This window comes from Alteromonas sp. NFXS44 (genome assembly GCF_040148705.1).
Lineage (GTDB): Bacteria > Pseudomonadota > Gammaproteobacteria > Enterobacterales > Alteromonadaceae > Alteromonas.
The window spans coordinates 203,625-216,352 of sequence record NZ_JAGDEA010000011.1 but is presented as its reverse complement, the minus strand read 5'-3'; the positions used below and the strand labels follow the sequence as shown (position 1 = coordinate 216,352).

8 protein-coding genes are annotated in these 12,728 nt (G+C 49.4%); 3 read left to right on the top strand and 5 right to left on the bottom strand.

All coding sequences use genetic code 11. The features are described from left to right. Nucleotides 1-113: 113 nt before the first annotated feature. The 3 genes from glyA to J3369_RS14725 all read left to right on the top strand — a co-directional run bounded on the left by glyA (nucleotide 114) and on the right by J3369_RS14725 (nucleotide 5,497). Nucleotides 114-1,361 carry a serine hydroxymethyltransferase gene (gene glyA / locus J3369_RS14735; RefSeq protein WP_502877472.1) on the top strand — a complete coding sequence of 416 codons (1,248 nt, stop codon included), beginning with the start codon at nucleotides 114-116 and terminating at the stop codon, nucleotides 1,359-1,361. Between the two features lie 169 nt (nucleotides 1,362-1,530). After that, entirely contained in the window at nucleotides 1,531-2,559 is a 1,029-nt protein-coding gene (locus tag J3369_RS14730) for a LacI family DNA-binding transcriptional regulator (RefSeq protein ID WP_349589166.1), read from the top strand. A gap of 433 nt (nucleotides 2,560-2,992) precedes the next feature. Beyond that, the gene (locus J3369_RS14725; protein ID WP_349588198.1) at nucleotides 2,993-5,497 is read left to right on the top strand and encodes a TonB-dependent receptor domain-containing protein; all 2,505 of its coding nucleotides are present in this window, start codon (nucleotides 2,993-2,995) and stop codon (nucleotides 5,495-5,497) included. A 108-nt stretch (nucleotides 5,498-5,605) separates the two neighbouring features. Here the strand turns inward: J3369_RS14725 and J3369_RS14720 are convergent, their stop codons facing one another. From J3369_RS14720 to J3369_RS14700, 5 genes are all read right to left on the bottom strand, one after another. Then, nucleotides 5,606-5,743, bottom strand: coding sequence for a hypothetical protein (locus tag J3369_RS14720; protein WP_349588195.1), 138 nt, complete (start codon nucleotides 5,741-5,743; stop codon nucleotides 5,606-5,608). Nucleotides 5,744-5,854: 111 nt separating this feature from the next. Then, nucleotides 5,855-7,432: a serine hydrolase gene (locus tag J3369_RS14715; protein WP_349588192.1), complete on the bottom strand. Its 1,578-nt coding sequence runs from the start codon at nucleotides 7,430-7,432 to the stop codon at nucleotides 5,855-5,857. Nucleotides 7,433-7,559: 127 nt separating this feature from the next. Further along, nucleotides 7,560-8,150: a thymidine kinase gene (locus J3369_RS14710; RefSeq protein ID WP_119502075.1), complete on the bottom strand. Its 591-nt coding sequence runs from the start codon at nucleotides 8,148-8,150 to the stop codon at nucleotides 7,560-7,562. A 7-nt stretch (nucleotides 8,151-8,157) separates the two neighbouring features. Then, the gene (locus tag J3369_RS14705) at nucleotides 8,158-10,170 is read right to left on the bottom strand and encodes a putative bifunctional diguanylate cyclase/phosphodiesterase (protein ID WP_349588189.1); all 2,013 of its coding nucleotides are present in this window, start codon (nucleotides 10,168-10,170) and stop codon (nucleotides 8,158-8,160) included. A 193-nt stretch (nucleotides 10,171-10,363) separates the two neighbouring features. Continuing rightward, nucleotides 10,364-12,607, bottom strand: coding sequence for an acyl-CoA dehydrogenase (locus J3369_RS14700; protein WP_349588187.1), 2,244 nt, complete (start codon nucleotides 12,605-12,607; stop codon nucleotides 10,364-10,366). Nucleotides 12,608-12,728 lie beyond the last annotated feature (121 nt).

Below are 12,728 nucleotides of genomic sequence, written 5' to 3'. Positions count from 1 at the left end.
GGCAGGCAACCCTATTTTGGAAACTTATGGCTCTATTGTTTTTATTAATTTTATTTATTGCGATACCAGATTTAGCATAAAGAAAATCAAAACACAATGGAGTTATCATGAAGCTGCTGAATGAATCGCTGAATAATGTGGATCCTGAAATCGCTGCGGTAATCGCAAAAGAGACGCTGCGTCAGGAAGATCATATCGAACTGATCGCATCTGAAAATTACACCAGCCGGGCGGTAATGGCGGCACAGGGAAGTCAGTTAACCAACAAGTACGCTGAGGGGTATCCGGGGAAACGTTATTATGGCGGCTGTGAAGAAGTGGATGTTGCCGAACAACTTGCTATCGACCGCGCTAAAGCCTTATTCGGTGCAGATTACGCCAATGTTCAGCCTCACTCAGGCTCGCAGGCAAATGCGGCGGTTTACATGGCGTTGCTCTCTCCGGGCGATACCATTTTAGGTCTCAGCCTCGATCACGGTGGTCACCTGACACACGGTGCAAAGCCGAATTTCTCCGGTAAATTGTACAACGCTGTGCAATACGGTATTAACCCGGAATCCGGTGAAATTGACTATGAACAGGTTGCAGAGCTGGCAAAAACCCATAAGCCAAAAGTGATTGTTGCCGGCTTCTCGGCGTATTCCCGCATCGTTGACTGGCAGCGTTTCAGAGATATCGCCGACAGTGTTGGTGCGTGGTTGATGGTGGATATGGCTCATGTTGCCGGCCTTGTGGCCGCCGGTGTGTATCCCAACCCTGTGAAAGCGGCACATGTGGTTACCACCACCACCCACAAAACACTGCGCGGGCCTCGGGGAGGATTAATCCTTTGTCAGTCTGCCCCCGAACTGGAAAAGAAATTCAATTCACTGATTTTTCCGGGTATTCAGGGCGGTCCGCTTATGCATGTCATTGCAGCCAAAGCGGTGGCGTTAAAAGAAGCCATGTCTGACGTCTATAAGGTGTATCAGCAACAGGTGGTAGACAACGCCAGAGCGATGGCAGAAGTCTTTATTGAGCGTGGCTTTGATGTGGTATCCGGCGGCACTGACAACCACATGTTTCTGTTGAGCCTGATCAGCAAGGGCATGACCGGTAAAGCAGCCGATGCGTTGCTGAACAGTGTGAATATAACCGTTAATAAGAACACGGTGCCTGATGATCCCCAGTCTCCATTTGTCACCAGTGGTATTCGCATCGGCACTCCGGCAGTCACTTCACGGGGCTTCACTAAAGCAGATTGTCAGCAACTGGCCGGATGGATGTGTGATTTGCTTAGTGCGCCGGACTGCGCAGACACGGCTGCGGCCATTAAACAGAAAGTGGCTGAACTTACCGCAGCAAGGCCCGTTTACAGCTAGTTTTCCTGTTAAATTACTACTTCACCGGTACGACGGCGGTAAAAATTGAAAATAAAGTCGTACCGGTTACCATCACTGTGCTAAAATTTTAAAAAAATGTTAATCGATTAAGATTGCACCCGTTTAATAATGCCTGCCGGCATTCAGTACAGTGACCTTTGCCGTAACAATGAAGAAAGTAAAACTGACTTTAAAAGATGTGGCTGAAAAGCTGGGCGTTTCTACCGCAACCATCTCTAATGCCTTTAACCGCCCGGACCAGCTTTCTGCCGCCAGGCGTGATGCCATTCTGGCTGCCTGTAAAGAAATAGGTTACAGCGGGCCGAATAAAGCAGCGCAGATCCTCCGTAAAGGTCAGTCTAATATTGTGGCGCTGGTGCTTGCCGATAACATTGAATACATGGTCAGTGACCCTGTTGCATCTACCTTCATCCGTGGCGTTTCTTCTGTGCTGCAGGATGCACAAAAGCATTTACTCTTGTATGCCGGTAATGCACAAACTATTACCGATGTGGCCGATTTCGTTGACGGCTTTATCTGCTATGGTGCGCCCCAAAACCCGAAATTAGGTGAAGAACTACGGCAATTAAGTAAACCGGTGGTCACGGTAGACTTCAACCTTGAAGGCTGCCCCTCAGTGAACATCGATAACGAGAATGCCGCTTTTCAGATTGCGATGGAAGCACTGGAAGAAGGTGGACGTGCCGCTATTCTGGGACTGAAACTTATCGACTCACCCGTGACCTGCAGGGTATACGACAGTCCGCTGCTGGACTCAGACAGTGCAATTTCTCATCGCCGGCTTGATGGATATTTCAGGGCGATGAAACGCAAAAATTGCGACATTAATAATGAATGGATTTGGCATATTCCGGAGAGCGGGGGAAATTTTGCCCGTCAGGCCGCCAATGAAGTGCTGAGTATTTCACCCCGCCCGCAAACCGTACTGTGCATGAGTGACATGATTGCACTGGAGTTGTTGCAATGTGCGCTCAGCAAGGGCATTAAAGTGCCGCAGGAACTGAAAATTACCGGCTTTGACGGTATTGACGAAGCCCGCCGTACCCGTCCTGTTCTCACCACGGTTTGCCAGTCGAGCATCGAAAAGGGGGAAACTGCCGCAAAGCTGCTACTGGAAGGTGAGCAGGCTGACTCTGTAATACTCGATTTCGAACTTCTTAACGGCGGTACTATTTAATATCGCTTCCGGCATCGCTTCAGAATGCCGTCTCTTTCTCTTTGTAAATTGCTTTTTTTGTTGCACCTTTTCATCTGCTGCACCGGCCGGCGTCAGTCTGGCCGGACAATTCAAGCGGTACCTGTCTTCATAATTGCCTGTCTCTTTGTACTTATCTTAATCAAATAAGATTAAATTGTTATCCCTTTGGGTATATTTTAAAACACGTTAATAAAATTTTATCAATCATAAATCAATGATTTATATTGATTATATCGTGTCGTCTATTGTCTTTGTTATATAAATTCTTCACATTGTATTTACACTGGAAAGTTTTTAGATTAAATTCTTAAACGATTAAGTTCGGTTGTAAAGAAGGTGGGAATAAGCTGCCCGTTAGAAAAGTGACCGGATTGTTAGCCTGTAAACACTCAAACACTCTCCCGGAGAAAACATGAACAAGCGTTATGCATTCAGTAGATTAGCGTTGGCTGTCAGCGCAGTCATAGCCAGTCCCGTTTTTGCTCAGGACAATACTGACGCTGAATCCCAGGATAAAGCCAAATACGAACAAATCGTTGTGACTGCAACCCCTGGTGGTGCCACCATGCAGGAAGCCAGCGTGTCGGTCAGTTCCTTTAACGAAGACGATATCGTAAAACTTGCGCCACGCTCTACTGCTGAAGTGTTCCGTGCTATTCCGGGGATCCGTGCTGAGTCTTCAGGTGGTGGCGGTAACGCGAACATCACTATCCGTGGTATCCCTCTGGCTACCGGCGGTTCCAAATTTCTGCAAATTCATGAAGATGGCTTACCGGTACTGGAATACGGTGATATCAACTTTGGTAATGCTGATAACTTCATCCGTTATGACTGGTCAGTGGCTAATGTAGAAGCGGTCCGTGGCGGTTCAGCGTCAACGTTTGCCAGTAACTCGCCGGGCGGTGTTATCAATATGATCAGCAACACCGGTGAAACCGGGGGTGGTGCTATCGGTACATCTTTTGGTGTGGATTACGATGAAATGCGCCTGGACTTCCGTTACGGTGGTGAAATCAGCGACGACCTGTATTATCACATTGCCGGTTTTGCCCGCGGCGGTGAAGGTACCCGTGACACCGGTTATCACGGTGATAAAGGCGGCCAGGTGAAGTTTAATATCACCAGGCTGCTGGATAACGGTCACATCCGTTTCTTCTACAAAAACCTGGACGATAAAGTCTCCACTTATCTGCCATCTCCGGTACTGGTTAAAGGTAACGGTGAGTACGGTCCTGTTCCCGGTTTTGATGCCAGTTCACAGGCCCTGAACTCGGTGTATAACACGAATATTTCTACTTTTGACAGCTACGGCAACCCGGAAAACCGTGACATACGCGATGGTATTTCATCAGAAGTTAATTCATTCGGCGTGGAAGTAGACCTGGAAGTCGCGGACAATCTGTTCCTGTTAAACAAATTCCGTATTTCGGATGTTTCCGGTGGATTCATTGCACCTTTCACTGACGGTTTCCCTGCCGGGCCGGGCGATGTATCAAACTTTGCTGCGGCACTGTGTTCCGGCGCGCTCGATGGTGAAGGTAATGCGCTGAACTGCGACAGCACCACAGTTACTCTGGCGAATGGTCCGGGTGCAGGTGAAGTGTATACCGGCGAAGCATTTACTAACTTACAGTTTGATGCCCGTCTCAATGACCTGGGTAACATGATTAACGATCTGAGCCTGCGTAAAGAGTTTGATAACGGCGTATCACTGACAGTAGGTTATTACTATTCAAATCAGGATATTGCGACGAGCTGGGCAAGCTGGCAAACCTTTATCCAGACGCTGGACGGTGACAACTCGCAGTTGCTGAATATTACAGATGCTGATGGTACTGAACTGGTATCCAACGGCCTGCTGTCAGCCAGCTTCCTGTCGTATGAGTGGGATCTGAACTATGTGACAACTGCACCCTACATGAACGTAGGCTTTGAACTGTCAGACAACATTCTTATTGATGCTTCAGTGCGTTACGACAGTGTTGATGCATCGGGTGAACTGATCAGCGATTGCTGTGGCGGCAATGCTGATTACGACATTAACGGAAACGGTGTTATTGAACAGATTGAAGATGCGTCTGCGCAGAACAGCGGCTTCATCAGCGGCGGTGTGAATAACCTGAACCGCGCCGGTGCGTCATCGCAAATTGTTGACTACAGTGCCAATAACACTTCCTGGTCACTGGGTGGTTCTTATTTACCGAGCGAAACGCAAACCCTGTTCGCCCGCTACTCGAAAGGTGGCCGTGCGCTGGCAGACCGTCTGCTGCAAATTGGCGGCACACTGAATACTGATGGCAGTCTGACCAACACAACATCAGGCTTCGATACAACCAAGCAACTTGAAATTGGTTATAAGTACGGCACCCGTGATCTGATGCTGAACGCTACGCTGTTCGACACAGTGACGGAAGATACTCAGGCTGAAGTGACCAGCGGTCTGACGTTCATGCGCGAATATGAAGCAACAGGTCTGGAATTTGAAGGACGCTGGAATGCAACTGATAACTTCGTGCTGTCCGGTAACCTCACATGGACAGATGCTGAAATCAGCAAAGACGCGAATGATGCAACGCTGGTGGGCAACACACCCCGTCGTCAGGCTGACTGGATCTGGACAATTACACCGGAATACGTCACTGATTTCTGGTCGGTGGGTGCATCTCTGCAGGGCTCTACCGAGTACTATGTTCAGGACAATAATGACCTGAAACAGGATGCTTATAACCTGGTGAATGTATTTGCCACTTACTGGGTTAATGACCAGTTCTCAGTTTCTCTGAATGTAAACAACGCTACTGATGAGTTTGTTATCACAGAATCTGAAGAAGGCTCTGCAGCGGTAGGCAGCTACATTCGTGCCCGCCCGCTAAACGGCCGCACTACTGTGGTATCTCTGAAGTACCTGTTCGACTGATTCACTCTCCCTGTGAAATAGCATTGCCCGCACCGGTTTCCGGTGCGGGCTTTTTTATTTCCGGTGTTGCCGGTATCTGCAGACAGGGGAGTGACCTTAAAGTTACCTTTACGCCTGTTTATCTTTGAGAGGTGTGCAAGACACACATATCTGGTCGCCATAGTAATTATTCTGATAATTACAGGTCATTGCCGGGGTGGATTGTGTTTTGTTTTTGCTTACCAGTTTTTGAATCATCTTAGCCATAATCTGCTCCTTGTTAAGTTGGGTACAGATTATGTGATTTTATAAAGCGATTAAAATCTTAAATACTAATCGCTCTAATCGCTTTCCTGATGATTCTGCATCCTGGCCGGGCTATTTCTTATCAACCTTGAAAACCATATCCCGCCATTCATGGTTGGTTATTTCACTTTCTGTAAACGGGTAGAGGGTGAAGCCGGTGACTTCCCGCTTTACATTCACCTGATAACGGATAAAGGCGTCACTGGCTGCGTTCTGGTTGTCCCAGCGGATCACAAATGTATGATCGTCAAAGGGCTCCAGTCTGCCGGTGAGTGTGGGCATTTTGTCAGATTTTATCCGCAGGGTGTCGCCTTCAGGGTAAACGGTCATCAGGCCAAACCATTCGTCGCTGAATTGTCCGGCGTAGGTGTTTTGCGGTAACAGCACTTCACCACTGCCAGAGGGAGTCGTGTGTCTGGCCAGATATTTCTCTTCCTGCTCATCCTGATAAGCCCGGTATTCATCTATCCAGTTTCTTTTATCACTTTCAGGCAGGTAAGCTTTGAGGATGGTTTGCATGACAGCGCCGCGGGCACCGTAGTTGGAGCCGTTATTCAGTGCCACCACACCCAGTTGTTGATCCGGTACGAAAGCCACATACGTCTGATAACCGGATAAGGTGCCGGTATGAGAGATTACCTTATGGCCGAAAATATCCATAAGCCGCCAGCCGAGGCCATATGCCTTAAAATGCATGTGGTCCCATTCTTCGTCAGTGTCATCAACAGACAACAAGGTTTGCGGCGTCAGCATGGTGTTGTATGCATCTTCTGAGAGAATGGTTTCACCGCCGGCACTTTTACCTTCATCCAGCCACATCTGAACCCACTTCAGCATACCCGTAGCATTACAGCTGATGCCGCCGGCTGCAGCAGAGACAATGCCTTTTTCTGCCAGCTGGTTACGGGGAATGGGATAGATGCCTCTCTCATCATTGTGGCCGTAACTGATGGCGCGGTTTTCGAGCACATAGCCCGGCACATCACCACCAAAGCAGTCCATACCAAGGGGAGCAAATACACGGTTTTGTAAGCGGGATTCCCAGCTGTCTTCCGTCAGATGAGCCACTATTTCCCCGGCTGTGATATACATCACATTGGAATAGGCGTATTCACTGCGAAAACTGTATTGAGGCGTCAGAAAGCGCAGGTTATGCACGATATCCCTCCGGCTGAACCCAGAGGGCTCCGGCCATAACATGCTGTCTCCGGCACCTGAACCCAAACCGCTGCGGTGGGTTAACAGATCGGTGATATCCATTTCGCGGCTGGCAAAGGGGTCGGCCATCCTGAAGCCGGGCAGCACGTCTTCGACTTTTGTGTGCCAGTTAAGTTTTTCTTCGTCTACCAGTTGTGCCACGGTAGTGGCTGTAAATGCTTTGCTGACAGAAGCCAGTCTGAACCAGGTGTCAGGTGTCACTGGCAGCCCTTGCTCTTTATCTCTGAGACCATGTCCGGCGAGGTACACAATCTTGCCATTTTTCACAATGCCCACGCTCATGCCCGGGGTGTAAAATTCTGACAAAGCCCGGTCAATGGTATCCGGCAATGTTTTCAAATCAGATGGCAACCGGTTTACCGGTTGCGTATCAGCCGCAGCCTGAGCTGCAATGAGGGTGGCACATAAGCCGGTGAGAAAAAGCCTGCGCAAGTGGTGTACTCCTTTATCTTTTTACACCACTGTTGAGAATATTGAGGGGCTTGTCAACTGCCAGAGGTTCAGTGGCACAGGGTGGCGGATCAACGACCCGGCGCTGCAGGGAGCCGCTGAAGGGAAGCTACGCCGACGGTTGATCCCACACCAGCTGTTTGAAGTGTTTGCGGCACATAGATTCATAACGGTCGTTACCGCCAATCTCAACCTGATTACCGCCGGTGACAGGCTGGCCCTGTTCATCCATCCGCACCACAAATGTGGCTTTGCGACCGCAGTGACAGACTGTTTTCAGCTCGGTAAATTTATCAGCCCAGGCCAGCAGATAATGGCTGCCTTCGAAGGTTTCACCGAGAAAATCTGTCCGGAGTCCGTAGGCCAGCACGGGAATATCCAGTTCGTCGACAATTTCTACCAGTTGTCTTACCTGCGCCTTAGTCAGAAACTGCGCTTCATCAATAAATACGCAGTCCAGCGGCTGGGCACGGTGAGCCTTAAATACCTGCCGGAACAAGTTATCTTCGTTACCGTATAAACTGGCGTCGGCCTGCAAACCAATTCTTGAGGTGACCTTACCCACATCATAGCGGTCATCGATTGCCGCTGTGAAAATCAGTACATGCATACCCCGTTCACGGTAGTTGTAAGCAGACTGGAGCAGTGAGGTAGATTTCCCTGCATTCATTGCAGAGTAGTAAAAGTAAAGTTGAGCCATGTGATTATTATTGTTCTGTTTCAAGCCGGCTGGTCAGTGCCTCTGCACGCTCAGGCCTGGCGAAGTAAAATCCTTGCAGGTAGTCTACACCCATCGCCTTAAGCCTTGTAGCCTGTTCTGCTGTTTCTACCCCTTCGGCAACGGTTTTACAGCCGAACTCGCCGGCAATCAGTAGGGTCGCACGTATAATCGGGCCGCCTGCTGAGTCGAGGTTATGAATAAACGACCGGTCAATTTTAATGTGATCAAAATGCAGGAGCTGAAGCTGACTCAGCGATGAAAAGCCGGTACCGAAATCGTCTATGGAAACGGCTACCCGGCGATTTTTTATGGCATTCACCTGCGCCGCAAGCTTTTGTTTATTGTCTGCGAATACAGATTCTGTAATTTCCAGATGCAACCTGGAAGGCGCAAGGCCCGTATGACTGAGTACTTCGTCGAGTTTGAGGATGAAGTTATCTTCCATAAGCTGAATCACTGATACGTTCACCGAAACGGCAACGTCAGGGTCTTTCCAGCCTGCTGCGGTTTCGCACGCTTTTGACAGCACCCATAATCCGATATCGTTGATAAGGCCCGAACGTTCAGCGACAGGAATAAAGTCTGCGGGAGAGACGGGGTGCCCGTTAAATTGCCACCGCAGCAGCGCTTCGTAAGACCACACACGGCCGGTACCGGCATCTACAATAGGTTGATAAGCAAGGTGCAACTGGTCATTAATGATGGCAGAACGAAGTCCGTCCCGTAACTGCATTTCTCTGCATACCGCATCATACACGTTGTCACTGAAAATGCCGGTATGGTTCACGCCGCGACGTTTCTCATGATACATGGTGATGTCGGCACGCTGGATCAAAAGCTGTTCGTTGTCGCCATGATCCGGAAAAATAGCAATACCTGTCGTGGCATCAAGATTGATGATATTTCTGTCTATAGCCATGCCCTGAGCAATACTGGCGCGGATATTTTTTGCCAGTTGCACTATTTTGCTGAGATTGCTGAACGTAGCAACAATAATGAATTCGTCGCCTCCCCACCGTGATAAAGAATCGTCCGGTGCAAATTGCCGGAATCTTGAGGCGACAGAGACCAGCACCCGGTCACCGGTTTGGTGGCCGAGACTGTCGTTCACCTGTTTAAAGCCGTCGAGATCAGTAAACAGGATAGCCAGCTTTTCTCCCCTGAAGGCGGCCTGTTTCAATTTATCCCGCAGGGTATTTAAGAACGCCGCCCGGTTCATCAGGCCGGTGAGGGGGTCGCGGTTAGAAAGGCGCACAATATCTTCTGTGCGGGAATGTACTTCGGCTTCCAGTGTCGCATTCATATTATCCAGTTTCTGGTTACTCAGACGCAGAGCTTCATTTACTCTTACCACTTCATTGCGCTCTTCTGCCATTTGTTCCACCAGCGCCTGATTCTTTTCCCGTAAGCTGATGGTCTCCAGATAAAAGGCATTGGTTTTGCGGGAGGTATCCAGCATGATGATGCAGAAGCCGAAACCAAGCAGGCCCAGCATGAATAATTCTTTACGCGGATCTGTCAATGCCATTACGGAAACCGGGATCAGCAACAGCGTGCAGTAAGTCCATACCAGCGGCCGGCTGGCACCGAGCACTGCCGCTGCACCGCCCGCCAGGGCTGACAGCACAACAACAGTGGTAGCCAGCTCCATAATATCCATCAGCGGGTACAGGGTAACGCAATAGAGCCCCCAGATGATGGCTGTCAGTGTGACACCGATGGCGAACCGGAAAAATGCGGGACGGGGAGATTTGTCTTTCTGCCTGAGTACTTTCATCCAGAATATGGCATCAAGAAAGCGAAGCAGTAAAACAGACACCATGATCAGCCAGAAGAGTCGTTTGACTGAATGGGTTTCCGGTGTATCGAACCCGAATGCCAGCGCACTGATGGCAGCGACAGAGATAATCATGCCGTTAAAGGCATTAGAGTGCAGCAGGTGCACAACATCCCTTAACGCGGCATCATTCAGTGTGGAGTGGTGGAATATGGGGCGCACTACTTAATCCTGTCAGCTGGACGGCCCTGTCACATTTTATGTGTATTCACCGGGAGATGACGGAGAAGCGTACCGCCCGGGTAAACCGGAAAAGTTCCTGCTAAAAGGTATAGTGCAAAACCGGCAAAAAGCAATAAAAAAAGGTGACCGTAGTCACCTTTTAAATCAATGCTGTAGAGCAGTATTCAGGATATCAGGCAGCGTCTTTCTTCGCTGAAGAATCGCTTTTTTCCTGAGATAACGGCTCCAGGTCAAAGTTGAACTCGTCAACCCGGACAGCCAGCTTACGCTTCTCATTGTAATCGTGAAGCATTTCAGCTTCCTGAGCCGTTACAACACCGCGCTCCTGTAACTTATTCAGTGCGTTTTCAAACGACAGGAAAGGGATGACCGGTTCCTTACGCAGCGCCTTCTGTACTTTACCTAACAGATGGGCTACAGCATGTTTCGCTTTAAACGCCTGCTCGTTGATGTCGTTACCGTCACCGGCAACAGGACGAACCAGGTGCGTCAGTTGTGCTTTGATGCTGTTATCCTGCATGGATGCCAGAGCCAGTTCACAGGACAGCTTATCGCTGATCCCGCTGACTGAATTTGTATACGTACAGGTCAGCAGGCGCATCAGACCACGGGTTGCTGTATTCGGGAAGTTACCGATGAAATCAACCAGTGCCTGTTCAGCCTGTTGCAGCGTCCACTCCATAGCGTATTCGAAGTAAGGCTGTGCCAGTTTACGGTCTTCTACACGTTGCTCATAGAAGCGGATGGCTGCCATGGCGCCGTACAGATAACTCATTACATCACCCAGACGGGCTGACAGCAATTCTGCCTTTTTCAGATCACCGCCCAGTACCGCCAGCGATAAATCGGCCATAGGAGCCAGTTTTGCTGACAATGCATTAAGACGCTTCTCGTACTTAGTCACTTCCGGCAGTGCAGACTCTGCACCGCGCAGGAAGGGCATGTAGCTCTTACCTAAGCTGCGGAACGCATTTTTGACACTGAAACTGACCGTTTTCTTCAATACTTTATTGAATTCGCCGTCTGCAGAGTGGTCGTCACTGTGAATAAGATCCACCATCTCTTTCAGGTATGGGTGGCAACGCATTGCACCCTGGCCGAAGATCATCAGGTTACGGGTCAGAATGTTGGCACCTTCCACCGTAATGGCAATCGGTAATGAACTGTAGCCACCGGATAACGTATTTTGCGGTCCGCGCTGAATGGCTTTACCCGCCAGGATATCCATTGCCGAGTTCATCACGTCACGACCAAGCTCGGTCATGTGGTATTTGGCAATCGCAGTCACTACTGACGGCTTCAGGCCTAAACCCAAACCTTCTGTTGTCAGAACGCGCATAGACTCCAGCAGGAACGTTTTACCGGCAATATCTGCCAGTTTGCCCTGAATACCTTCGAAGCGGCCAATTGGCAGTCCGAATTGTTCACGCACAAAGCTGTATTCTGCAGACGCTTTCAGTGCCGCCTGACCTGTTGCAACGCCCATGGCCGGTAGTGAAATACCACGACCTGCCCCTAAGCAGCTCACCAGCATCTGCCAGCCGCGGCCAATGTTTTTCTGACCGCCGATAATGAAATCCATAGGAATAAATACGTCATTACCACGGGTCGTACCGTTATAGAAACGTTGTCCCATGGGATCGTGACGGTTACCCAGCTCTACGCCGGGGTGAGATTTTGGCAGCAGGGCACAGGTAATACCCAGCTCAAGTTTTTCACCCAGCAATTGATCAGGGTCGAAAACTTTAAATGCGAGGCCCAGTACGGTAGCGATTGGCGCAAGCGTGATATAACGCTTGTCCCAGCTTACTTTCAGACCAATAACTTCTTTACCTTCCCATTCACCCTTCGTGACGATAGCTGCATCAGGAATGCCACCTGCATCAGAACCGGCTTCAGGGCTGGTCAGTGCAAAACAGGGAATGTCATCACCCACTGCAAGGCGGGGAAGATAGTAGTCCTGCTGCTCTTTTGTACCATAGTGCATAAGCAGTTCGCCCGGACCTAACGAGTTAGGCACCATAACGGTTACGGCAATAGCACCACTTTTCGCAGCGATAGTTGCAACGATGGTTGAGTTGGCGTAAGGACTGAATTCCAGACCACCAAATTTCTTTGGAATGATCATTGAGAAGAAACGGTGTTTCTTCAGGAACGCTAAAATCTCATCCGGAATGTGCTTCCCGTTCGCCAGCTCAAAATCATCGATTAATCCCAGCAATTCCTGCACAGGGCCGTCAATAAATGCCTGTTCATCGGCACTTAATTTCGCCTGTGGAATGGCACGCAGGGCTTGCATGTCTGGTTTGCCCTGATAGATAGAGGCTTCTAACCAGATATCACCGGCGTCCAATGCTTCCTGCTCTGTCACAGAAATAGGTGGAAGAACTTTTTTCAGGCTTTTTCGAATACTCATATTACTCATCCGCTCATCTGACCAGTTGTATTCTTTTAATACTACATGACATTTTCCAAAGATCAAATGTTATGTAAGCAGTCTGTTAAATGAGATACCTGAGCCAGTACGCGGGTTTATT

What these genes read in the sequence shown, in the direction of transcription:
- J3369_RS14710 (WP_119502075.1), bottom strand. Translation starts at nt 8,150, where the DNA reads ATGGCTCAACTTTACTTTTACTACTCTGCAATGAATGCAGGGAAATCT.
- J3369_RS14725 (WP_349588198.1), top strand. Translation starts at nt 2,993, where the DNA reads ATGAACAAGCGTTATGCATTCAGTAGATTAGCGTTGGCTGTCAGCGCA.
- J3369_RS14720 (WP_349588195.1), bottom strand. Translation starts at nt 5,743, where the DNA reads ATGGCTAAGATGATTCAAAAACTGGTAAGCAAAAACAAAACACAATCC.
- J3369_RS14730 (WP_349589166.1), top strand. Translation starts at nt 1,531, where the DNA reads ATGAAGAAAGTAAAACTGACTTTAAAAGATGTGGCTGAAAAGCTGGGC.
- J3369_RS14700 (WP_349588187.1), bottom strand. Translation starts at nt 12,607, where the DNA reads ATGAGTATTCGAAAAAGCCTGAAAAAAGTTCTTCCACCTATTTCTGTG.